Source organism: Stutzerimonas sp. VN223-3 (genome assembly GCF_045999685.1).
GTDB lineage: Bacteria > Pseudomonadota > Gammaproteobacteria > Pseudomonadales > Pseudomonadaceae > Stutzerimonas > Stutzerimonas stutzeri_AR.
This window is the reverse complement of sequence record NZ_RBEC01000001.1, coordinates 186,631-207,600: the sequence shown is the minus strand read 5'-3', so window position 1 is coordinate 207,600 and position 20,970 is coordinate 186,631. Positions and strand designations below refer to the sequence as shown.

Sequence of the window (20,970 nt, the reverse complement as noted above, 5' to 3'; positions counted from 1 at the left end):
CAATGGCGCGGCGCAAACCGGCTACCGTCTCGACCGGATGAAGCGGATGAAGCGGCCAGCCAATCAAATTCGAACAAGAAATTCCCAATAGGAGAATCCAATGCAGGCTCGACATTTCATCGATGGAGACTGGTGCGAAAGCGGTCAGTGGAGCGAAAGCCTGGACCCGGCCAATGCTGAAGCCATCGGCCAGTTTGCAGACGGCGGGCTGCGCGAAGCTCAGGCCGCCGTCGATGCGGCCGCACGCGCCTTTGCCGAGCCACAGTGGTCACAAAACCCGCGCCTGCGCCAACAGGTCCTCTTGGAATGGGCCGCCGCCCTCAAAAGTCGTCACGAGGATCTTGCGATCCTGCTGACCCGCGAGAACGGCAAGGCGCTGGCGCAATCACGTGGCGAAATCGGCGGCGCCATCTCGGAAATCCTGTATTACGCGGGCCTGGCTCGCCACATTCCAGGCCATGTGCTGGAGGTGGCACCCGGCGAATTTTCCACCATGCTCCGCGAGCCTGCGGGGGTCGCAGCCCTGATCATTCCCTGGAACGCTCCGGCCGTTTTGCTGGTGCGCGCGCTAGCGCCTGCATTGGCGGCCGGCTGCACCTGTGTGATCAAGCCGGCGCCACAAACCGCACTATTCAATGCCGCCTTTCTCGAACCCTTGCTGCAGTTGCCCCTGTTGCCGCGCGGCGCCGTCAATCTGTTCGCGGAAACCGGTCACGTCGGTGCCGCCCACCTCGTCGCCTCACCTGCGGTGGACGTGCTCAGTTTCACAGGTTCGACGGCAACCGGAACGCGGATCATGCAAGACGCAGCGCCGACCATGAAGAAGTTGTCGCTCGAGCTCGGCGGCAAATCCTGCTGTGTGGTGCTCGAAGATGCGGACATTACGGCCGTGGCACTAAAGCTCGCTGCGGCAGCCATGATCATTTCCGGCCAGCAATGCACGGCAGCCCGCCGCGTGCTGGTACACGTCAGCCGCTTGGCGGAGATGAAAAAGGCTCTCGCCGCCGCATTGGGCGAGATACGCCTCGGTCATGGTCTTGAAGCCACCACACAAATGGGGCCGCTGATCGACTGGCACTCTCGCGATCTGGTGGGACAACGGATCGCTGAAGCCATGGGCAGCTGCGATGAGGTGCTGCTGGCTGGAGGCCAACCGGATGGCCCGTTGGGCGCCGGCGCGTTCCTCTCACCTACGCTGATCGCCCATCGCGACAGCGGTGCGTTCTTTTGCCAGGAGGAAATCTTCGGACCGCTATTGGTTCTGGAGGCGTTCGAGGATGATGCCGAGGCGATTGCCCGCGCCAATCACTCGGACTTCGGTCTGTCAGCGAGCGTCTGGACTCACGATGGCGCGCGCGCCATGCGCCTCGCCCGGGCGCTGCGCAATGGTACGGTGTGGATCAACGACCACAACAAGCTTTTCGCCGAGGCGGAAACGGGGGGCTATCGCAAGAGTGGGCTGGGCCGACTCCACGGCTATGACGCGCTAATGGATTTTACAGAGCTCAAGCACGTCTACCAGAATGTCGGCACCCTGTAGGTAGCCAACACTGAGGTCAGATATGGAACTGCGCCAACTGAAGTACTTCACCTGCCTGTATGAAGAGGGTTCGGTCACGAAGGCGGCGCAGCGTCTGAACATCGTGCAGCCAGCCCTCTCGATGCAGATTGCCAAGCTGGAAGAAGAGCTCGGCCAACCGTTGTTCGACCGCACGCCCAAAGGCATGACGCCAACCGAAGCCGGCGTACAGGCCTACCGTTTGTTCATGCCGATCCTCAGTGAACTGCTAGAGGCCCGCCAAGCGTTGATCGACCGCAGCGGCAAGATCGGCGGAAGGATCAACGCAGGCCTGATCGCCTCGGCGGCCAACCAGGCGCTGGCAAGCACCCTCGCCTATTTCGTCGAGCATCACCCGGACGTCGATCTGCAGGTCAGCTACGGCTATAGCCAGGACCTGATCGATCGCGTGCTGTCTGGCGCACTGGACTTCGCCGTCATCAACCAGAGCTTCCAGCAGGAGCATCTGAACCGGATCGATATCCTCGACGAAGAGCTGCTCGTTGCAACCGGCGCCACTACCCGGTTGCGCATGCCGATGCCCGTACCGCTCAGCGCGTTGCCGAAACTGAAGCTGGTTCTGCCTTCCCGCCGCCACGGCCTGCGCATCGTCATCGACCAGGCGCTCGCCGTTCATGGAATCGAATTGACCCCGCATCTCGAACTCGATGACCTGACGGTGATCGAGAGCTTTCTGCGCCGCAGCGACTGGATCAGTGTGCTGCCAGCCACCGTGTTGCAACGCGGGCTGGAAGACGGCGCGTTGCGTGCCTATCCGCTTGCGAATCCCGGAATCACCCGTCGAATGGTCTGCGTACACGACAGCCGGCGACCACTCACGCCTGCCGCCACGCTATTCGTCGACATCATCAGCAAGACGCTGGGCACCGCTCTCAATGCCATCCATTTCTATAAGGAAGGCGCGATACAGGACACCGATAATGATCTCAGCTAATCCTCGCCCTCAACGGCTCATCATCGGGATATCAGGCGCTTCGGGTGCGATATATGGCGTGCGCCTGCTGGAGCTGTTGCGCGACACACCGATCGAGACCCACCTGATGGTCACCAAATCGGCGCTGATCACCCTCGCTCACGAAACCGGTCTCTCATGGTCGCAGCTCAAGACCATGGCGACCGTGAGCTACTCCAATCAGGACATCGGCGCAGCCATCGCCAGCGGATCGTTCAAGACCATGGGCATGATCATCGCCCCTTGCTCGGTGCGTACCATGTCGGAAATTGCCAGCGGGGTGACCTCTACCCTGCTGACTCGCGCGGCGGACGTCATTCTGAAGGAGCAGCGCCGGCTGGTATTGATGGTGCGCGAAACGCCATTGCACCGGAACCACCTGCGCACCATGACCGAGCTGGCTGAACTTGGCGCCGTCATCGCGCCACCGGTCCCGGCCTTCTATGCCCGACCGACATCGATCGATGACATGGTCAACCACACGGTCGGGCGCGTGCTGGACATGTTCGACATCGAGCTGGGAGTCGTCCGCCGCTGGCGTGATGAGCCCGAAGCAGTTCCGACTCTGGACGAAATCGAGACGGCGATGGCCGACGAGCAGGGTTGAGATGAACGGCCGGCGAGGTGACGCGTTGTCAGGCTTAAACGCACTATGCCGGGAGCGTGGCCAGGAACTGGCCGATCAGCTCGAGAGTATTGCTCCTGGCCTGGTTCTGCGGAAAATGCCGGCAGTTGTCGAGCAGCTCGGTGCGGCTGTCGGGCACGTGATGCGCTATCAGCGCCATTTGCTCGGTGGTTGCGTACTCATCGTCCCGCCCCTGGAGCGCCAGCACCGGTACTGCAATGCGCGGCAAATGGTCGAGCAGATGCCAGCCGGTGAAGTCCGGGTCCAGCCAGGTGTCGCTCCAGCCATGAAAAGCGCCGTCCGTGTTCATGCCGTGATAGGCGGCGAGCTGTTCGCGCAGGCCGCCGTCAAGGAACTGACCGGTAGTCTGGCGGATACCGTCGAGGCTCGCCGGCTCGACCGTGACGTGCGGCGCGAGCGCCACCACGCCTCGAACGCGCGGATCATTGCGTGCGGCGTAAGCCAGGGCGATCGAAGCCCCATCGCTGTGGCCAACCAGCACCACGTTGTCGAGCCCAAGCGCCTCGATAACCTGAGCCAGTTCATCAGGGCCGGCTTCGCTCAAGTAATCCAGCCGGCGTGGCAGCGGTACTGCGCTCGATCCGCCATAGCCTTGCCGGCTGTAGGCAAGAACCGACAGGCCCGTTGCGGCAGCGAGCGTGTCGGGAAAATCCTTCCACAGGGCGACACAACCCAAACCCTCATGCAACAGAACAAGCGTCGGACCAGTCGAATCCGCGTTGGACAACAACCGATACTCCAGCGTGGCCGTACCGGTATCGAGAAAGGAGCAAGACGACATCCCACAAGCTTCCTAGTAGAGCGGGGGTTGAAGGGTAACCGATTATCACGGCGCGCCAATGCGTTGTCCGCGACCAGGGGAAAACAGGCATGCAACATCTTGATCTACAGGTAATCGAGCAAGCCCTGCGATGGGTGACAGACGGTCACGAGCTATGGCTATGCACGGTTCTGTCGACCTATGGATCGGCACCTAGGGCGCCGGGTGCATTGCTCGTTGCGCGTGCGGATGGCTCCCATGTCGGCTCTTTGTCCGGCGGCTGCGTCGAAGAGGACTTTCTCGCCAGCCTTGCGCAGGGCGAACTACGCGCGCCCGCGCAAATCGTTCGCTACGGTGAGAGCGCCGATGATCGGCACCGGCTCCGTCTGCCCTGCGGCGGCATTCTTCAGGTGCTGGTCGAGCATCACGCGCCGACTGAAGCTTTGGCAAACCATCTGGAGGCCTTGCAGGCGGCACTGCAAGGCCAGCGCCGTCTTCTGCGCCGGGTAAACCTCACGACCGGTAACGCGGAGCTGCTGCCCGACCGAGGCGGCGAGCAGACCTGCCTCATGGATGAACATGCCGAGATTCGCATTGGACCGGCGTTGCGCCTGCTGCTCGCTGGCGTGTCACCGGTAGCGCAAGCCTGCGCCGGCTTCGCACGGGCACTTGGCTGCGAGGTGATTGTCTGCGACCCCCGCGAGGAGATGCAGGGCATGCTGGTCGAGGGTATTGAGGTCCGACCGGTGTTGCCTTCCATGTTCATCGCGTCGGGAGGATGCCACGAGGCCACTGCGGTGGTTGCACTAACCCATGATCCGCGCATCGATGACCTCGCGCTGATGGAAGCCGTACGGACGCCGGCGTTCTACATCGGTGCCATGGGTTCGCGACAGACCTCATCCAACCGGGCGGAACGGCTGCAGCGCGTCGGCGGCCTGAGCCTGGAGCAAATCGAGCGCATCCACATGCCTATCGGGCTGGATCTAGGCAGCAAGACTCCGGCCGAAATCGCCCTTTCGGTAATGGCGGACGTATTGCGCGTGTACCGAGGCAAGGCCCGTGATGCGCTCTGAAGCGAATGGAGTCATCGGCCTGGTTCTCGCCGCCGGGCAGGCTCGTCGTTTCGGCGCCGACAAGCGCTTGGCCCGCCTCAGCGATGGCCACGGCGTGTTGGAGACAACTTTGCGGGTCGCGGCATCGGTGTTTTCCGAATTGGTGCTCGTGCTGCGTTCAGATGATCAGCTCTCGGATTACCGTCTACCGCCAAATGTGCGCGTTGTGCATGCAGCTCGCGCCGAACATGGAATGGGAGCAAGCCTGGCGGACGGCGTGACAGCCATTCATGCGCAACCGGCACGGGCTATCGCCGTCCTGCTAGGCGATATGCCCTGGATTTCGACGGCTACGCTGGCGCAATTGGCCCAGGCAGCGACTGAGGATGGAATCGTCCAGCCTTGTCATATGGGGCGGCCTGGACATCCTGTGCTGTTCGGTCGTCAATTCTGGCCGCAGCTTCGCGCGCTGGATGGCGATAAGGGTGGAAGCGCGCTGATCGCCCGACACCCGACCGCACATGTATTGATCAACGTCACAGACCCGGGTAGCCATCTGGATGTCGACGTGCCGTCCGATCTTGCTTCTGCTCCCGAACCCGCCGGTTTTCACACACCGGCCTCACCGTGAGGCGCTAACGATGTCCATTGCCCAACGTGTATTTCACGGCAAGTTCGGCCGGGTTGCCCTTCTAGACATGGACCGACCGCTGGTGACCCACTCGCATCATGAATGTCATGTGCTTGTGAAGGCAGCAGGCGCCGATACGTTTTTCAACGTGAACGGACGTCAGGTTCCGCTCACCGACCGTTGCGCCGTGCTGGTAAACGCCTGGCAGCCGCACTTCTATGATTACCAGCAGGGCTCCGAGCACACCCAGATCCTTGCGCTTTATATCGAACCGGCATGGCTGGCCGACGCGCAACAGTCGTTGGCGCTCAGCGGGCATCCGGAATTCTTTTCACAGCCATGCATTGAGCTCAGTAGCAAGAACCGGGCTATGGCTGACCGGCTAATCGCCGAGACCTATTCGTCCGGACTGGTACCGCTTGAGCGTATCGAATTTCTGTTGTTCGATTTCCTCATCGAGCTGATCGAAGACTATTCACAATGGCGCCAGCTCTGCCGGCTGGGTATACAGACGCGACAGGGTTTCCGAGACGCACGCGTCCGGCGGGCCTGCGACTATCTGCAGACACACCTGGACGATCCGCAGTGCATCGCTAACGCAGCGCGAGCGGGGGGGCTTTCACGTGCGCACTTTTTCACGCTCTTCCGTCAGGACACCGGCATGACACCCATGCTGATGCTGAACGACGCACGTATGCGCCAAGCCTTTTCCTGGCTGGAGCACGAGCGCACCGGAACACTTGGCAAATTGGCCGAGAATCTCGGATTTTCCGAACAGGGGCACTTCACGCGATTCTTTCAACAACATATAGGGGCATCCCCGAGCCAGTACCGCCGGGTTGTGGACAGCTACTCGCCGTCCAACTCCGTCAAAAGCTGATAACGGGGCGTTGGCGCTGCTATTGCGGCGACAACCCAGCGAATGAACCGTTCAGCGGAACGCGGTGGAAAGGCGATGAGCGGCCACTGCTAAAGAAGCGTTAGCTGTCAGAATGACATCACGGCTGCAGCGGAGCAGCCGCTTTTCTGAATCGAGCGCGAGCCTGCTTATCATGTCTGCTGAAAAACTCTACACGATCGTTCTGGAACACAGCCTGGAGGTTCTTCTTGAAGCCGCCACGATTGAGCAGGTCGAGGCGTTCTGGGATGCGTACGACTCCAGCTACTATGGCCTGCGCATGGAGGAGGAAAACAGCCACCACGCGCGCGTAATCGTCACCGACCAGATCCCCGAGGAAGAAGAAGCCGAGCTCTGCATCGGCTGATCTCGCTTCCATGCCCCAGCCACCCAGACCCACACAAATCGTTCATTGCTCGTCGATAAGCCTGGCGGCCATGACCTGCTTGCTGTCTAACTGAAAGAACAGCGATGCGGCCAACATCGACATCGCACCGATGCAAAGGAAAGTCAGGTGGAACGCCTGCAGCACAGCCTCGCCCTCGGCACCGGGGGCGGTGAAGCCGCCAAGCAGAGCACCGGCCGAGGCCACGCCCAGGCTCATCGACAACTGCACCACCACCGATAGCAGGCTGTTGCCACTGCTGGCGCTCTGATTGCTAAGGCCGACCAGGGTTACGGTGTTCATCGCAGTGAACTGCATCGAGTTGACCACGCCAATCAGGCTCAGGTGCAGCAGCAGAGATACCGTTGGGGTACTTGCGTCGATCGTCGCCAGGCTTGCAATCAAGCTACCCAGCAGCAGGGTATTGCCGACCAGAATTCGTCGATAGCCAAGGCGATCAATTAGCGGTTTGGCCAGCGGCTTGATCAGCATGGCGCCAATTGCCAGCGGAATCATGGTCATCCCCGCCTCTGCTGGCGAATAGCCCAGGGCTACTTGCAGCAACAACGGCAGCATGAATGGCAGCGCACCACTGCCCAGGCGGGCGAACAAATTACCGAAGATACCGACGGCGAAGCTGCGGGTTCGGAACAACGACGGGCTGAACAGCGGATTGTCGACATGCCCGGCGCGCAACCAGTAAGCAGCCAGGCAGGCGCTGCCGATAACCATCAGTAGCAGGACACGGGCATGCGGCATCTGCATATCGCCGAGCCCTTCCAGCGCGATGGTGATCAGCACCATCGCACCGCCGAAAAGCATAAAGCCGATGGTGTCGAAACGGATTCGCTCGGCGCTTTTCAGATCTGGCATGAAGCGAAACGCGGCGATGCAACCTACCAGCCCAACCGGCAGGTTGATCAGGAATATCCAGTGCCAGGACGCGTATTCCACCAGCCAGCCGCCGAGGGTCGGACCGATCAGCGGACCGACCATGCCCGGCAGCGCGATGAACGTCATCACGCGCACGAATTCGCTGCGCGGATAGGCACGCAGCACGACCAGGCGCCCGACCGGCAGCATCAGCGCACCACCCACAGCCTGCACCACTCGCGAAATCACCAGCTGATTGAAGCTCGCGCTCATTGCGCACAGCAACGAGCCGGCTGTGAACAACACAATGGCGGAGAAGAAGATCCGCCGGGTGCCGAAGCGATCCGCGACCCACCCCGATGCCGGAATCAGTAGCGCCACGGTGAGCATGTAGGCGATGACCACGCCCTGCATGCGCAACGGATCTTCTGCAAGATCGCGCGCCATGGCTGGCAAGGCGGTGTTGAGGATGGTGCCGTCGAGGGTCTGCATGAAGAACGCAATCGCGACCAGCCAGGGCAATACACGGGCGGTTCTGGCGTCCAGCGCGGCGGTTTGAGGCATAAGCCCTCCTGACTTGAAAAACACCATGGTAGACCGTCATCGGCGATCGAGCAGATCTTCACGCTGCCCGATAGCTCGGTGAGATCGACGAAGGGCTGTCAGTGGCATGGAAGCCCTTAGCCTCGGCGATGAACTGGAAGCGCGCCGCGAGGCGCTCAGGCATAGCCAGTCGAGGCGCTGCTGGGCTGGTTTGCCATCACGGGGTCAGAAATTCTGGTAGCCCGCTTCTAACAAGCCAAACTATCATAAGCACGCTTGTGAATTTGGTGAGAGCAATGACGACCCAACCGACCATAGGTTTTGTTCTGCATGACGTTGCGCGCCTGATGCGCAAACGCTTCGAGCAGCGTGCGCGACAGATAGGCCTGACGCGCTCGCAATGGCAGGTGCTGTCCAAGCTGGCCATGAACGAGGGCATCCACCAGAAAGGCTTGGCCGATCTGCTGGAAATCGAATCGATCACCCTGGTACGCCTGCTTGACAAGATGCAGGAGCGCGGCCTGGTTGAACGCCGCCCCCATCCCACCGACCGGCGGATGACACTGCTCTACCTCACGCCGGAATCTCACCCACTGCTGCAGGTCATGCGCACCCTTGGCGAGCAGACCCGCGTCGAAACCATGATTGATTTCTCCGAAGCAGAAGGCCGGCAGCTAGAGCAATTCCTGGCGCGCATGCGCGCGAACCTGCTCTATGCCTGCGACCAGCCGGTAGACAATGAGGAGCCAAGCGATGTCTGAACTTCGCACCGAAGACCTGCCTACCTCGGCCGAGCACGCCGAAAGCGCGCCCCTTGCCCGTCCGCAAACCTCAGCTACCAGCCAAACCAAACCGTCGGAGCCATCGTCGGCGACGGGGCAACGGCTGCGCCGCGGCCTTTTCCTGTTGCTACCCATCGCCCTGCTGGCCTGTGGCGCTCTGTATGTACTGGGTGGCCAGGTGATTTCCACCGACAACGCCTATATCCAGGCCGACCGCGTGGGGGTTTCCACCGATGTAGCCGGGATCGTCGAATCCATTGAAGTCACCGATAACCAACTGGTGAGTAAAGGGCAGGTATTGTTTCGTCTGCGTCCTAAGCCCTTTCAAATCGCTCTGGACAGTGCCGAGGCGCAATTGGGTGAGGTCCGCAACCAGCTGGAAAATCTCAAGGCCAGCTATGTCCAGGCCTTGGCAGAAATCACTCAGGCGCAATCGGAAATCCCTTACTACGAGACGAATGTGATACGCCTGGAGAAGCTGCTGGGCGTTTCGGCGGTGTCGAGAACCCAGTACGACGACGCCCGCCACCTTCTAAAAGCCGCCCAGCAAAAAGTCGCGGTGGCCAAGGCTCAAGCCCAGACCACGCTTGCGCAACTGGGCGGCAGTATCGATCTGCCTCTGGAGCAGCAACCGGCCTATATGCAGGCCCAGGCCCGGGTCGATGAGGCGGCGCGCAATTTGAAAAATTCGGTGGTGGTGGCGCCCTTTGCCGGCATCGTCACCAACGTTGACGCGCTCGCCACCGGCGCCTATCTGCAACCACCGCAATCTGGATTCAGCCTGGTATCCACCGAACACATTTGGGTTGCCGCCTCGCCGAAGGAAACCGAACTCACCCATATGCAGCCGGGCCAACCGGTGGAAATCAGCGTCGACACCTATCCCGGCGTGACCTGGCATGGCACGGTTGAAAGCATTAGCCCGGCGTCCAGCTCGAGCTTCTCCCTGCTTCCGGCGCAGAACACCACAGGCAACTGGGTGAAAGTGGTGCAGCGTATTCCGGTGCGCATCAGCATCGATGACGCCGCTGGGAAACCACCTCTGCGTCACGGGATGAGCGTGGAAGCGGACGTCGACACCGGCCATGCCCGTGGCATGCCAGAATTGTTCAGCGGCCTGTTCGTCAGCAGGGCGCAGGCCCATGAGTGACAGCGACACGGTGATGCCACCCTCCACGCAGCGGCTGATGATCACCGCATGCGTTGTGCTGGCGGTAATCATGCAGGCACTGGACACCACCATTGCCAATGTCGCCCTGCCCTATATGCAGGGCAGCGTGTCGGCCAGCTCAGACCAGATCAACTGGGTGCTGACCTCTTACATTGTGGCCGCCGCGATCATGACCCCGCCCTCGGCATTTCTCGCTCGCCGCTTCGGACGCAAAACCGTATTGCTGTGGGCTATCGTCGGTTTCGTATTGTCATCGGTGCTATGTGGAGTCGCCCAGTCGCTGGAAGAAATCATTGCGTTCCGGCTTATGCAGGGCCTGGCTGGGGCCGCGCTGGTTCCGTTGTCCCAAGGCATTCTGCTGGATATCTATCCGCTGGAAGAACGTGGCTCAGCCATGGGCCTGTTTGGCGTTTCAGTGATGGTCGGGCCGGTGCTTGGGCCGATGCTCGGCGGCTGGCTGACCGAAAACCTCAGTTGGCGCTGGGTGTTTTTTATCAACCTGCCCATTGGCCTGTTGGCGCTGCTCGGCATCATGCGTTATGTGGCGGAAACACCGTCGGATAAAACCTCACGTCTCGACTGGCTAGGTTTCGGCTCCCTCAGCGTAGCCATCCTGGCGGTGCAATTGTTCCTCGACCGTGGCGAGCAACTGGGTTGGTTTTCATCCCTGGAGATTGTCATCGAGGCTGTGGTGGCCCTGTCCGCCCTCTACGTTTTCCTCGTGCACACCTTCACAGCCAAAGACCCCTTTATCAGTCTGAGATTGTTCAAGGACCGCAACTTCAGCCTGAGCCTGGTATTTATCTTCATCATCGGTGTTACTTACCTCGCCTCCCTGGCGCTAATGACGCCGTACTTGCAGAACCTGATGGGCTACCCGGTACTGACGGCGGGGATGGCCTTGGGGCCCCGAGGTCTGGGCACCATGCTGACCATGTATCTGGCCGGGCGCCTGGTTGGAAAAGTCGACACGCGCTGGTTGTTATTCTGGGGGCTTGCGCTTTCGGCTGGCTCGATGTGGCTGATGACCGGTTGGACGCCCGATGTGTCCATGCAAACGGTGATCTACGTCGGCCTAATGCAGGGCGCCAGCCTTGGCTTCATGTTCGTACCGCTATCGACGGTCGCCTTTGCCACGCTGCCGGTGTCGCTGCGTGCGGACGGCACCGGGCTGTATAGCCTGTCGCGCAACGTCGGCTCCAGCGTGGGGATATCCATAGTCACCGTATTGCTGGTGCAGAACACGCAGATCAACCATGCCGAAATCGGCGCGCATGTCACCGACTTCAACCGGGCATTCGATGCCTGGCCAATCAGCAACGTGCTCGATCCGCTGACGGTCAGTGGGCGGGCGATGCTGGATAGCATGATCAGTACCCAAGCGAGCTGGATCGCCTACATCGACGACTTCAAGCTACTGATGGTGCTTTCGCTGGTGGTGATGCCATTGTTACTGATGATGAAGCCGCCGCGTACGCTGCCGAGCAGCGATCATGGGCCGGTATTGGAATAAGCAAATCGAGTTCGCTCCACGATCAAGATGAGCCCCCTCGAATCGTCATCAAGCTAGCCTGAACGACTGCGACAACTCAACGCACCCTCGCGCTCCGAACCCCACCATTCTTGCGTTTGGCACATCGATTCCTTGTCGCTCTGTCCGATCAGCCCTATACGTAACAAAGTATTTCGTTCAGAATTGACGCGAATCATTATCGTTAACCATCACAGGTGCGAACTTTCCCGCTACCCATTAACTCTTCGGAGACTTCATGCGCATTCCCGCTACCCTCGCCGTCGCTTCACTGCTGCTCGCTCCCCTCGCCCAAGCCAAGGAATATCCAATCGGTGAACCGCAGCAGTGCGGCGGTATGGAAGTCGGTGCGGTGTATCTGCAGCCCGTCGAGATGGAACCTGCCGGCATGATGCTCGATGCCGCCAAGTCCGATGTGCATCTGGAAGCCGATATCGCCGCCACCGAGGGCAACCGCAACGGCTGGCAGGAAGGCAGCTTCGTGTCCTACCTGAACATCCGCTACGCGCTGAGCAAGAAAGGCTCCGACGAGAAGATCGAGGGCGACTTCCATCCGATGGTTGCCAATGACGGGCCGCACTACGGCGACAACGTCAAGCTGATGGGCCCAGGCAAGTACACGCTGACCTTCACCGTCTCGCCGCCGGGTGGCGATCACGCCATGTTCGGCCGCCATGTCGACAAGGAAACCGGCGTCGCGCCCTGGTTCGAACGCTGCGAGCTGAACTACGAGTTCACCTACGCTGGCATCGGCAAAAAAGGCGGCTATTGAGCCGGAGGCCAGCCATGCAACGCGCTCTGCTGTACGCCCTGCCCTTGCTCGCCGTTTTTTCCGGCGTGGCTCAGGCAGGGCTGCCAACCTACGAGCTGACCATTCGCGACGGCCATTTCGAGCCGGCGACTCTTGAAGTGCCGGCTCGCCAGCGCTTCAAGATCGTCGTGATCAATGCCGGTAGCGGCCCGACCGAGTTCGAGAGCACGCCTCTGCGGGTGGAAAAGGTGCTCTCGCCTGGCGTCACCTCGTTCGTTGTGATTCACCCGCTCAAACCGGGTCGTTATCCCTTCTTCGACGAGTTCCACCTGGACCTCCCGGAAGGCGAAATCATCGCCAAGTAGTCCCTGTGGCCTGCACGGCTGGCGCACTTTCGGTCTCGACGCTTCGCCGCCGAATCGAACAACAACCAGCCACGCGGGCCACCCCACAGGAGAAGCGAAATGGGCCAATCCCTGTTCATCGTCTGGCGCGAAAGCGTCGAGGCCCTGCTGGTCATCGGTATTCTGCATGCCTGGCTGAGCCAGCAACCGAATAACCGCCACGCGCTACGCATGCTTTGGGGTGGCGTAGCAGCCGGGTTGGGCCTGGCAACGCTATTGGCCTGGGGCATTCTCAGGGCTGGCGACTGGCTGGCTGGTCCGGCGGGAGAGTGGTTTCAGTGCGGCATGCTAGTGGTCGCCAGCGTCCTGATTCTGCAGATGGTCGGTTGGATGCATCATCACGGTCGCGACCTCAAACGCAGTCTGGTCGACAATGCCGCGGCGCGTTTGAGCCAGGGCAGTGGCATCGGTCTGCTGGTGCTGGCGATGCTCGCCGTGGCCCGCGAAGGCAGCGAGACGGTGGTGTTCCTCTACGGTATCGGCCATCAGCAGCAGGGTACCGATCTTACCGGTTTCATCATCGGCGGCGTGCTTGGCTTCGTCCTCGCGCTGCTCAGCTATGCGGCTCTACAGGCCGGTAGCCGCGTGTTCTCCTGGAAGCGCTTCTTCAAGGTCAGCGAGGCCCTGCTGTTATTGCTCGGCGCTGCACTATTGATGGCCGGACTCGATCGTTTCAGCGGTCAGCTCATGGGCATGGATGTGCCAGACGTGCTTTATACGGTCTTCGGTGACGCGCTGTGGGACAGCTCGGCGCTGCTCGATGATGGCGGCACGCTGGGCAGCACCATTGCCGGGCTGACCGGATACCGCGCCATGCCTTCGCTGGCGGCGGTAATTCTCATGGCGCTGTACTGGCTGGCCGTCTGGGTCTGGTTGCGACCAAGACCGGAGGCTCGTCTGGAGGCGCGCCCAGCATGATCGCCAGCACTCCCTGGCTGGCACGTATCGGCGACCTGCTGCGCCAGCATGCCAAGGCCATCCGCCTGATCCAGTGGCTAGTGGTCGGTTTCTATCTGGTCCTGCTGCTGGTGCCCGCCGTTCTTTCACTGCCGCCTTCCGAGGCGCGCATGCTCGACAACATTACGGTGTTCGCCCAGTTCCTGTTCTGGGGGCTGTGGTGGCCGTTCGTCTTGCTGTCGATGGTGATTTTCGGCCGGCTCTGGTGCGGTGTGCTTTGTCCGGAAGGTTCGCTCAGCGAATGGATCAGCTGGCGTGGGCTGAACAAGGGCACTCCGAAATGGATGCGCTGGAGCGGCTGGCCGACCATCGCGTTCGTCCTGACGACGGTCTACGGCCAGTTGATCAGCGTCTATGACTATGGCCGTGCGGCCGCGTTGATTCTTGGCGGCTCGACGGTCGCGGCGATGATCGTTGGCTTTCTCTACGGTCGCGGCAAGCGCGTCTGGTGCCGGCACTTGTGCCCGGTGAGCGGCGTATTCGGCCTGCTCGCGCGCCTTGCGCCGATGCACTACAAGGTCGATGAAGAACGTTGGCAGGCCAATCAGGGACCGAAACTGGCCACGCCCAATTGCGCACCGCTGATCGACATCCGCCGCATGCAGGGCAATAGCGAATGCCACGCCTGCGGTCGTTGCAGCGGGCAGCGCGGTGCCGTCGCCCTCGCCGCGCGATCGCCCAACGAAGAAATTCTCATCGTCGGCGAGCAGCCGCAAAACAATCACTGGGACAGTAGCCTGCTGCTGTTCGGCATGATCGGCTTGGCCATGGGCGCGTTCCAGTGGACAGTCAGCCCCTGGTTCATCACGCTCAAGCAGGCGGTGGCGGAATGGCTGGTTGATCGAGACATTTTCTGGCCGCTGCAGGCCAACGCACCTTGGTGGCTATTGACCCACTACCCGCAGGCCAACGACGCCTTCACCTGGCTCGATGGCACGGTAATCCTCGCTTACATTGGTGCCAGCTCGCTGATCATCGGCGGTGCACTCTGGTTACTGTTGCGTGCCGCGGTACGCCTGATGGGTCGTGGCGACAACGTCTTCCAACACCTGGCGTTGGCCTTTACACCACTGGGCGGAGCCGGTCTGTTTCTCGGCCTGTTGGCAACCACCGTCAAGCTGCTGCGTTACGAAGGTTTGATCCTCGCCTGGGCGCAGCCCGCCCGCGCATTGTTGCTGGTTGGTGCCATAGGCTGGAGCCTGTATCTGGCCTGGAAGGTGATTAGCCGTTACGGTGCCAACGGCCTGCGCCGCCTGATGGCCTTCGCGTGCATCGGGTTGGGCACTGCGCTGGTCGGCTATGGCTGGTATCTGCAGTTCTGGGGCTGGAGCTGATTCGCTCGTTTCAGTTGGTGGGCTAAAGCCCACCCTACTACCTGCCCAAGCGGTGCCTACCGCGTAGGGTGGGCCGGGCGGCGTTCCGCTTCAGCCCACCGCAAGCCCGCTCAAGCCTCAAAGCTCGGCCATCTCATCTCGTCCAGCCTCCAGCGCTTCTTTCGGCCCTGCTCCACCCTCAAATTCCCTCGTCGCCTTCGAATTCTTCGGTGGCGCGGGCGACCATCTGCCGCCAAGCGCCCGACTCCTCCGCCAGCAAGCGCATCGCCTTGAGGCTGGCTTCGAAAGCCTGCCGATAGTGCTGTGCGTCGTTCTCGCTGGCGGCTCGGTCGGCGTGTGCCTGCGCTTCGCTCAGCAGCGCCTCGAACTGATCATGGTCCAGGGCCATGAGGATCTCCTCGAATAGTGATGATTTGAGCTTAGACCACCATCACACCCGGACGACTCGCGCTGTTTGGCGGGCCGAAGCAGCGATGGTTTGCATTAACCCATCGCCAATCGATCACTTCAGCTTTAGCCGCCGCGCCAGCTTGTGCAGATTACTGGGGTCGACATCGAGCATCCGCGCCGCTTGCGCCCAGTTCTCGCCGCTGGCCTCCAGCGCACGAATAATCGCTTGGCGCTGACTGGCATCGACGGCTTCGCGCAGCGAGACGATGTCAGTCTGCGCCGCTGGCTGCACCTCGGCAATCGGCGTCAGCGAGGTCGAATGCGAGCTATCCAGATCGAGCAGATTCGGCTCCAGCGTGAGAATTTCGCTACGCGACGCCCCACGGCTGAGCAGACGTAGCGCCGCACGACTGATCACGTGCTCCAGCTCGCGTACATTGCCTGGCCAGGAATAAGCCAGCAGCGCCCTTTCGGCAGCTGGCGACAGCCGCATGCTGCGCAGCCCCAGACGCGCACGGTTCAGCTCGAGGAAATAGCCAGCGAGGATCAGGACATCATTGCCGCGCTCGCGAAGCGGCGGAATCGGGGCCGGATAGACTGACAATCGATGATAGAGATCGGCGCGGAAATCCCCGTCACGCACACTGTTCCGTAGGTTGCGGTTGGTCGCGGCGATAATCCGTACATCGACCTGGCGCGGCTTGTCGGCTCCCAGCCGTTGAATCTCGCCGTTCTGCAAGGTACGCAACAGCTTCGCCTGGACGACCAGCGGCAACTCACCCACCTCATCGAGCACGAGGGTGCCGCCGTTGGCCGCATCGAAACGCCCTGGGCGGTCGGTAGTGGCCCCGGAAAAGGCGCCCTTGACGTGACCGAACAGCTCGCTTTCGGCCAGCGACTCCGGTAACGCGGCGCAATTGACCAGCACCAGCGGCTTGTTGCGCCGCCGCGAATGACGATGCAGCCAACGCGCGAACAATTCCTTGCCTACCCCGGTTTCGCCCAGCAGCAGCACCGGCAGCTCGGAATCGGCCACCACTTCGAGCTCGCGCAGCAGATCGGCGATCACCTGGCTCTGGCCAAGGATTTCACCATCGCCGGGCACCTGAGTGCTCTCCAGCACGTCGCTACGGACCAGACGCAGGCCGCGGTTCTCATGCTCCAGGCGAGTGATGCGGATCGCCGCTTCGATCAACAAGGTGTAACGCTGCAGGTCGTGCCGGGCCTTGTCGTCGAAGGTGCCGGCATGCAGCGCATCGAGGGTCAGCGCGCCCCACAGTTTTCCTTCGAGGTACAGGCTGACCCCCATGCAGTCGTGCACCGGCAAAGGCTCACCGGCGTGTTCGTCGAGCAGGCCATCATAGGGGTCGGGCAAGCGGCTGTCGGGTTCGAACCATGTCGGCTCGCGCTGCGAAAGAATCGCTGCCAGCCGCGGATGCTGGGCGACCATGAAGCGCCGACCGAGCGCCTCCTGAACCAGCCCCACCGCCGCCAGCGGGCGTAGCGTGCCCTCATCAAGGCGCAACAGCACAACCGCACCACAGCGAAAACGTTGATGCAGCGTATGCACCAGTCGCTGCAGACGAACCGCGTTGGGCAGTTCGGCGGTCAAGTCGCCCAGAAGCGCCTCTTCGATCATGGTTCCAATTACCCTTCAAGGTTTTTTGAACCCTAAACCGCCTCGGTACTTTTCACCAGCCTTTCGGATAGCGCAGGGATGCCAATTCAAAGCGACAAGCGGAACATTTCAGCGCTTCGGATAGCCATAGAAAGAGCGAAGCCCATCGTCGATGCAGCGCTGTGCTGTTTGGCAAGCGCCTCTAAGCCGTCGAATGCAGAAGTATCTGCTGTCGAACCAAATGATTGGCGACAAAAGATTTGCTTAGCCCAACCGGTAAATCTAACGTGCACCACACCCGGTACGCTTATTCCGGGTCCGGGGGCCGGCATCAAGATTCAACCCTGTTAGCTTTTGAGGAAAGATTCATGAAGAAAATCTTAATTCCACTGCTTGCCCTTGGCGGCGCAATGGTTCTCCAGCCAGCCATGGCGCAGGACGGCGAAGCGCTGTTCAAGAGCAAGCCTTGCACTGCCTGCCACAGCATCGACGCCAAGCTGGTCGGGCCGGCGCTGAAGGAGGTTGCCGCCAAGTATGCCGGCCAGGAAGGCGCTGCCGATATGCTCGCCGATCACATCAAGAACGGTACTCAAGGCAACTGGGGTCCGATCCCGATGCCGCCAAACCCGGTAACCGAAGAAGAAGCCAAAGCACTCGCCGAATGGGTGCTGAGCCTCAAGTAACAGCAAGCGACGCCATGCCCTTTCCCCGAATGCAGTCTTGCGTTTGGGAGCTCGCCTGGCGCTCTCTTTCCTCGTTCCCGCTGCCCTGGCGATCGTCCCGACTGCCGAACGCCAGGCATCTCCCAGCATCTACCGGTACAGGACCGAGCTTCTGCCACGGCCTGTGCATGCCTCGGTCCCGCACTCACGCTCACGCAGTACCACAAGCGGCGCGAATCCCGGCCTCGGTTCGCTACAATCGTCAGCCCACTGACGACCCAAGGCCCCGCACATGGACATCGATCTCGCCCGTACCTTTCTCGAGATCATCCGCAGCGGCAGCTTCATCGCCACCGCCGAGCGGCTGCATATCACCCAGACGGCAGTCACCGCGCGGGTGCGCAGCCTGGAAACGCAGCTCGGCTGCCGTCTGTTCGTGCGTAACCGCGCAGGCGCACGGCTGACCAGCGATGGCGAGCGCTTCGTCGCCTATGCCACCCAGCTGGTGCAGACTTGGGAAACCGCGCGGCGAGATCTGCCCTTGCCGCGCGGTTACGACAACCTGCTGACGCTCGGCGCTGAAGTGAGCCTATGCAATCCGTTGATGCTCGCCTGGGTGCAGCGCTTGCGCCAGGTGATGCCCGACCACGCGCTGCGCAACGAAGTGGCCACCGACAACGAATTACAGAAAAAGCTCGACCTCGGCGCGCTGGATGCAGCGCTGGTGCACCAACCCGAGTATTGGCCGGGGCTGCAGGTTGAACAGTTGCTTGAAGAGAAGCTGATACAAGTCGAGCACGCCATCAACCCCGAGCCCTACCTCTACGTGGACTGGGGCCCGGCGTTTCGCACCCAGCACGACCTCGCACTGCCCATCAACATCCGCGCCGCCTTGTCCTTCAGCCTCGGTCCGCTAGCGCTGCAATATCTGGTGCAGTGTGGTGGCCGCGGTTATTTCCGCACGCGGGTGGTTCAGCGTTATTTGGACGAAGGCATTCTCAAGCGCGTCGAGCAGGCGCCGGAATTCAGCTATCCGGTCTACCTCGTTTATTCGCGCGCGGCGCAGTCTCCGGCGCTGTTCAAAGCGATCGAGCTATTGCGCGAAGTAGCCGTGGATGACTACGACTGGTCGCGCTGGAACTACGAGTTTTAAGCGAAGCGCCGATGTAACGATGCGTGGATCAATCCGGCAGATGCTTTAACCAGTTCTGATAGAGCGCAGCGATCAGGTCCGTCTGGGTAATCATGCCTACCAGACGCTGTTGATCGTCGACTACCGGCAGGCAGTGCAGACCGCGGTCGGACAACATGAATACCAGCTCGACCATGTGGGTATCTTCAGTCACTGAGATCACCGGAGCACTCATGATCGCGCGCAGATGTACGCCACGAAGAAATTTCAGCTGCCCGAACTTGATTCGCGCCGACGCCGGGCGGAAGTGCTTGAGCAGATCAACCAGGGTCACTATACCCACCAGCTTGTGGCTATCGGGTTCCAGTACCGGCAATGAGTGCAGCCGGTGCTCGCGCAGACTCTGCCAGGCTCGCTGGATGGTGCAGTCCGGTGTGCTCCAGTAAAGGTCGCGAGACATGATGTCGGCGGCGGTGATTTCGCCCATGCTCCGCCGTAGCGCATGTTTTTCGGTCTGTTTGATCAGCTGCGCAAGGTCGTCACGGGTGATGTCCACGTACTCGCCGAAATCCGCCAGAGCCCGCTCGACATCGTCTTCGCTGAAGCTCATGCGCTCGCTGGGTAGCGCATCGTGTGTGTGATGAGTATTGCCTTTCTGAGGGCGCGGCTTCGGATAAGCGTGTCCGGTCAGGTTGTTGTAGACCAGCGCAACCGCGACCAGCAACAGCGAATTGAACGCCACCGGATACAGCAATTCGAAGCCGTACGCATGGAGCTCGGGGCTACCCACCACTGCGACCAATGCCAGCGCGGCGCCCGGCGGATGCAAGCAACGCAGGCCGAACAGGCAGACGATGGCCAGCGCGCCCGCCATGCCAGCGGCCGTAGCCACAGGGACTGCGCTGGCACCAAGCGCCACGCCGATCAAGGTCGCGAACAGATTGCCGGCGATTACCGACCATGGCTGCGCAAAAGGGCTGGATGAGGCGCAGAACAGCAGCACGGCCGACGCAGCCGCCGGTGCGGCCAAAGGCAGCGTGATCGAGGTGCCGAAGATCCAGGCGCTGGCGGGCATCACCAGCAGCATCGCCAGCCCGACGCCAATCGCGGCACGCAGCCATTCAGCGGGCCGCGCCGACAACGGCGCAGGCACAAATGATCGACACCAGTCGAAGAGGCGTTCTTGCATGGTTCCTGCTTTTGCTTGGGAATGTTTCGATAGGTTGCGATGCCAGCAAACTGCCCGTTCGGACGACGTACCGCAACATTCAGGAGTGGATCGGCGCACCGAATAGTTGCACCGACCAAATTGCGCGCACATTGTCGGTGCGCCACCGGATCATGACCAATGAATAGTATTGATCTTCAGCGACAATAATTTTGCTTCCAAAAGCAACCGAGGAGCGTTTCACGGGCACAGGCTCACTGGCCATTGGGGCTCGCAATGCAGTCAGGCTTTCCTATGCTTGGCTGATCGAGCGAAGGAGCCAGCAACCGATGATTCTCTGTAAGCGCGCCTATGAGCAGACGCAGGCCAGCGATGGATACCGGGTTCTGGTCGATCGGCTATGGCCACGCAATTGCCGCAAAGTTCAGCTACCGCTCGATGACTGGATGGCCGACCTCGCGCCCTCCACCGCGCTGCGTCGGTCGTTCAAGTCGGGCGAACTGGATTTCAACGCATTCAGCCAGGCCTATCGCAAGGAACTGACCGCGCATCCGGAGCACTGGTGGCCGCTGTTGGAAATTGCCGAGCGCGGTCCGCTGACATTGATCTACGCCGCGCGTGACGAGCACGCGAACAACGCGCGGGTACTGGCCGAATGGCTGGAAGAAGAACTGGAGCGCCGAGGCGCGCAGAGCTCGCCGACCTGCTATGCCGGCGAGCGGTTGTCGTAAGTGGCTTAGCGGACCGC

The 20,970-nt window shown here is 61.2% G+C and carries 22 protein-coding genes; 17 read left to right on the top strand and 5 right to left on the bottom strand.

Going from position 1 to position 20,970, the window contains the following annotated elements; translation table 11 throughout:
* Positions 1-100: 100 nt before the first annotated feature.
* Genes D7241_RS01030 through D7241_RS01020 form a run of 3 tightly spaced genes read left to right on the top strand, consistent with a single transcriptional unit; the run spans position 101 to position 3,138 of the window.
* Entirely contained in the window at positions 101-1,540 is a 1,440-nt protein-coding gene (locus D7241_RS01030) for an aldehyde dehydrogenase family protein (protein WP_408099942.1), read from the top strand.
* A 22-nt stretch (positions 1,541-1,562) separates the two neighbouring features.
* Positions 1,563-2,513: a LysR family transcriptional regulator gene (locus tag D7241_RS01025; protein WP_408099941.1), complete on the top strand. Its 951-nt coding sequence runs from the start codon at positions 1,563-1,565 to the stop codon at positions 2,511-2,513.
* Positions 2,500-3,138 (top strand): UbiX family flavin prenyltransferase, encoded by a 639-nt coding sequence (locus tag D7241_RS01020; protein ID WP_255982243.1) that lies wholly within the window; start codon positions 2,500-2,502, stop codon positions 3,136-3,138. The genes D7241_RS01025 and D7241_RS01020 overlap by 14 nt, the downstream gene beginning before the upstream one ends.
* A gap of 43 nt (positions 3,139-3,181) precedes the next feature.
* Here D7241_RS01020 and D7241_RS01015 read toward each other — a convergent pair whose 3' ends face one another.
* Positions 3,182-3,958, bottom strand: coding sequence for an alpha/beta fold hydrolase (locus D7241_RS01015; RefSeq protein WP_408099940.1), 777 nt, complete (start codon positions 3,956-3,958; stop codon positions 3,182-3,184).
* Positions 3,959-4,047: 89 nt separating this feature from the next.
* On the opposite strand from D7241_RS01015, the gene D7241_RS01010 reads away from it, so the two are divergent.
* The 4 genes from D7241_RS01010 to D7241_RS00995 all read left to right on the top strand — a co-directional run bounded on the left by D7241_RS01010 (position 4,048) and on the right by D7241_RS00995 (position 6,888).
* Positions 4,048-5,013: an XdhC family protein gene (locus tag D7241_RS01010; protein WP_408099939.1), complete on the top strand. Its 966-nt coding sequence runs from the start codon at positions 4,048-4,050 to the stop codon at positions 5,011-5,013.
* On the top strand, positions 5,003-5,623 hold the full coding sequence (locus tag D7241_RS01005; RefSeq protein ID WP_408099938.1) for an NTP transferase domain-containing protein: 621 nt from the start codon (positions 5,003-5,005) through the stop codon (positions 5,621-5,623). The genes D7241_RS01010 and D7241_RS01005 overlap by 11 nt, the downstream gene beginning before the upstream one ends.
* A gap of 10 nt (positions 5,624-5,633) precedes the next feature.
* Complete coding sequence (locus D7241_RS01000) at positions 5,634-6,503, top strand: helix-turn-helix transcriptional regulator (protein WP_408099937.1); 870 nt, start codon at positions 5,634-5,636, stop codon at positions 6,501-6,503.
* Between the two features lie 172 nt (positions 6,504-6,675).
* Entirely contained in the window at positions 6,676-6,888 is a 213-nt protein-coding gene (locus D7241_RS00995) for a hypothetical protein (protein WP_255982250.1), read from the top strand.
* A 42-nt stretch (positions 6,889-6,930) separates the two neighbouring features.
* Here the strand turns inward: D7241_RS00995 and mdtD are convergent, their stop codons facing one another.
* A complete protein-coding gene (gene mdtD, locus D7241_RS00990) occupies positions 6,931-8,343 on the bottom strand; it encodes a multidrug transporter subunit MdtD (protein WP_408099936.1) in 1,413 nt (470 codons plus the stop codon).
* 275 nt (positions 8,344-8,618) lie between these two features.
* On the opposite strand from mdtD, the gene D7241_RS00985 reads away from it, so the two are divergent.
* The 7 genes from D7241_RS00985 to D7241_RS00955 all read left to right on the top strand — a co-directional run bounded on the left by D7241_RS00985 (position 8,619) and on the right by D7241_RS00955 (position 15,252).
* On the top strand, positions 8,619-9,083 hold the full coding sequence (locus tag D7241_RS00985; RefSeq protein WP_255982254.1) for a MarR family winged helix-turn-helix transcriptional regulator: 465 nt from the start codon (positions 8,619-8,621) through the stop codon (positions 9,081-9,083).
* Complete coding sequence (locus D7241_RS00980) at positions 9,076-10,254, top strand: HlyD family secretion protein (RefSeq protein ID WP_408099935.1); 1,179 nt, start codon at positions 9,076-9,078, stop codon at positions 10,252-10,254. Before D7241_RS00985 ends, D7241_RS00980 begins: the two co-directional genes overlap by 8 nt.
* Positions 10,247-11,788, top strand: coding sequence for a DHA2 family efflux MFS transporter permease subunit (locus D7241_RS00975; RefSeq protein WP_408099934.1), 1,542 nt, complete (start codon positions 10,247-10,249; stop codon positions 11,786-11,788). The genes D7241_RS00980 and D7241_RS00975 overlap by 8 nt, the downstream gene beginning before the upstream one ends.
* A gap of 256 nt (positions 11,789-12,044) precedes the next feature.
* The gene (locus D7241_RS00970; protein ID WP_408099933.1) at positions 12,045-12,578 is read left to right on the top strand and encodes an iron transporter; all 534 of its coding nucleotides are present in this window, start codon (positions 12,045-12,047) and stop codon (positions 12,576-12,578) included.
* Between the two features lie 14 nt (positions 12,579-12,592).
* Entirely contained in the window at positions 12,593-12,922 is a 330-nt protein-coding gene (locus tag D7241_RS00965; protein WP_408099932.1) for a cupredoxin domain-containing protein, read from the top strand.
* A gap of 99 nt (positions 12,923-13,021) precedes the next feature.
* Positions 13,022-13,879 (top strand): FTR1 family protein, encoded by an 858-nt coding sequence (locus D7241_RS00960; RefSeq protein ID WP_408099931.1) that lies wholly within the window; start codon positions 13,022-13,024, stop codon positions 13,877-13,879.
* Complete coding sequence (locus D7241_RS00955; protein WP_408099930.1) at positions 13,876-15,252, top strand: 4Fe-4S binding protein; 1,377 nt, start codon at positions 13,876-13,878, stop codon at positions 15,250-15,252. The genes D7241_RS00960 and D7241_RS00955 overlap by 4 nt, the downstream gene beginning before the upstream one ends.
* A gap of 178 nt (positions 15,253-15,430) precedes the next feature.
* On the opposite strand, the gene D7241_RS00950 is transcribed toward D7241_RS00955, so the two are convergent.
* Positions 15,431-15,640, bottom strand: a complete 210-nt coding sequence (locus tag D7241_RS00950) for a hypothetical protein (protein ID WP_408099929.1) — start codon at positions 15,638-15,640, stop codon at positions 15,431-15,433.
* Positions 15,641-15,754: 114 nt separating this feature from the next.
* On the bottom strand, positions 15,755-17,281 hold the full coding sequence (gene norR, locus D7241_RS00945) for a nitric oxide reductase transcriptional regulator NorR (protein ID WP_408099928.1): 1,527 nt from the start codon (positions 17,279-17,281) through the stop codon (positions 15,755-15,757).
* Between the two features lie 347 nt (positions 17,282-17,628).
* Here norR and D7241_RS00940 point away from each other — a divergent pair, with 347 nt between their 5' ends.
* Together D7241_RS00940 and D7241_RS00935 are read left to right on the top strand one after the other, a co-directional pair.
* On the top strand, positions 17,629-17,943 hold the full coding sequence (locus D7241_RS00940) for a c-type cytochrome (RefSeq protein ID WP_408099927.1): 315 nt from the start codon (positions 17,629-17,631) through the stop codon (positions 17,941-17,943).
* A 271-nt stretch (positions 17,944-18,214) separates the two neighbouring features.
* Positions 18,215-19,075, top strand: a complete 861-nt coding sequence (locus D7241_RS00935) for a LysR family transcriptional regulator (protein ID WP_408099926.1) — start codon at positions 18,215-18,217, stop codon at positions 19,073-19,075.
* A 28-nt stretch (positions 19,076-19,103) separates the two neighbouring features.
* On the opposite strand, the gene D7241_RS00930 is transcribed toward D7241_RS00935, so the two are convergent.
* Positions 19,104-20,243 carry an HPP family protein gene (locus D7241_RS00930; RefSeq protein ID WP_408099925.1) on the bottom strand — a complete coding sequence of 380 codons (1,140 nt, stop codon included), beginning with the start codon at positions 20,241-20,243 and terminating at the stop codon, positions 19,104-19,106.
* Between the two features lie 308 nt (positions 20,244-20,551).
* Here D7241_RS00930 and D7241_RS00925 point away from each other — a divergent pair, with 308 nt between their 5' ends.
* On the top strand, positions 20,552-20,953 hold the full coding sequence (locus tag D7241_RS00925) for a DUF488 domain-containing protein (RefSeq protein WP_408099924.1): 402 nt from the start codon (positions 20,552-20,554) through the stop codon (positions 20,951-20,953).
* The last annotated feature ends 17 nt before the right edge of the window (positions 20,954-20,970 follow it).

What these genes read in the sequence shown, in the direction of transcription:
- D7241_RS01005 (WP_408099938.1), top strand. Translation starts at nt 5,003, where the DNA reads ATGCGCTCTGAAGCGAATGGAGTCATCGGCCTGGTTCTCGCCGCCGGG.
- D7241_RS00955 (WP_408099930.1), top strand. Translation starts at nt 13,876, where the DNA reads ATGATCGCCAGCACTCCCTGGCTGGCACGTATCGGCGACCTGCTGCGC.
- D7241_RS00970 (WP_408099933.1), top strand. Translation starts at nt 12,045, where the DNA reads ATGCGCATTCCCGCTACCCTCGCCGTCGCTTCACTGCTGCTCGCTCCC.
- D7241_RS00985 (WP_255982254.1), top strand. Translation starts at nt 8,619, where the DNA reads ATGACGACCCAACCGACCATAGGTTTTGTTCTGCATGACGTTGCGCGC.
- norR (WP_408099928.1), bottom strand. Translation starts at nt 17,281, where the DNA reads ATGATCGAAGAGGCGCTTCTGGGCGACTTGACCGCCGAACTGCCCAAC.
- D7241_RS01030 (WP_408099942.1), top strand. Translation starts at nt 101, where the DNA reads ATGCAGGCTCGACATTTCATCGATGGAGACTGGTGCGAAAGCGGTCAG.
- D7241_RS01025 (WP_408099941.1), top strand. Translation starts at nt 1,563, where the DNA reads ATGGAACTGCGCCAACTGAAGTACTTCACCTGCCTGTATGAAGAGGGT.
- mdtD (WP_408099936.1), bottom strand. Translation starts at nt 8,343, where the DNA reads ATGCCTCAAACCGCCGCGCTGGACGCCAGAACCGCCCGTGTATTGCCC.
- D7241_RS00975 (WP_408099934.1), top strand. Translation starts at nt 10,247, where the DNA reads ATGAGTGACAGCGACACGGTGATGCCACCCTCCACGCAGCGGCTGATG.
- D7241_RS01010 (WP_408099939.1), top strand. Translation starts at nt 4,048, where the DNA reads ATGCAACATCTTGATCTACAGGTAATCGAGCAAGCCCTGCGATGGGTG.
- D7241_RS00965 (WP_408099932.1), top strand. Translation starts at nt 12,593, where the DNA reads ATGCAACGCGCTCTGCTGTACGCCCTGCCCTTGCTCGCCGTTTTTTCC.
- D7241_RS00930 (WP_408099925.1), bottom strand. Translation starts at nt 20,243, where the DNA reads ATGCAAGAACGCCTCTTCGACTGGTGTCGATCATTTGTGCCTGCGCCG.
- D7241_RS00995 (WP_255982250.1), top strand. Translation starts at nt 6,676, where the DNA reads ATGTCTGCTGAAAAACTCTACACGATCGTTCTGGAACACAGCCTGGAG.
- D7241_RS01020 (WP_255982243.1), top strand. Translation starts at nt 2,500, where the DNA reads ATGATCTCAGCTAATCCTCGCCCTCAACGGCTCATCATCGGGATATCA.
- D7241_RS00980 (WP_408099935.1), top strand. Translation starts at nt 9,076, where the DNA reads ATGTCTGAACTTCGCACCGAAGACCTGCCTACCTCGGCCGAGCACGCC.
- D7241_RS00950 (WP_408099929.1), bottom strand. Translation starts at nt 15,640, where the DNA reads ATGGCCCTGGACCATGATCAGTTCGAGGCGCTGCTGAGCGAAGCGCAG.
- D7241_RS01015 (WP_408099940.1), bottom strand. Translation starts at nt 3,958, where the DNA reads ATGTCGTCTTGCTCCTTTCTCGATACCGGTACGGCCACGCTGGAGTAT.
- D7241_RS00960 (WP_408099931.1), top strand. Translation starts at nt 13,022, where the DNA reads ATGGGCCAATCCCTGTTCATCGTCTGGCGCGAAAGCGTCGAGGCCCTG.
- D7241_RS00925 (WP_408099924.1), top strand. Translation starts at nt 20,552, where the DNA reads ATGATTCTCTGTAAGCGCGCCTATGAGCAGACGCAGGCCAGCGATGGA.
- D7241_RS01000 (WP_408099937.1), top strand. Translation starts at nt 5,634, where the DNA reads ATGTCCATTGCCCAACGTGTATTTCACGGCAAGTTCGGCCGGGTTGCC.
- D7241_RS00935 (WP_408099926.1), top strand. Translation starts at nt 18,215, where the DNA reads ATGGACATCGATCTCGCCCGTACCTTTCTCGAGATCATCCGCAGCGGC.
- D7241_RS00940 (WP_408099927.1), top strand. Translation starts at nt 17,629, where the DNA reads ATGAAGAAAATCTTAATTCCACTGCTTGCCCTTGGCGGCGCAATGGTT.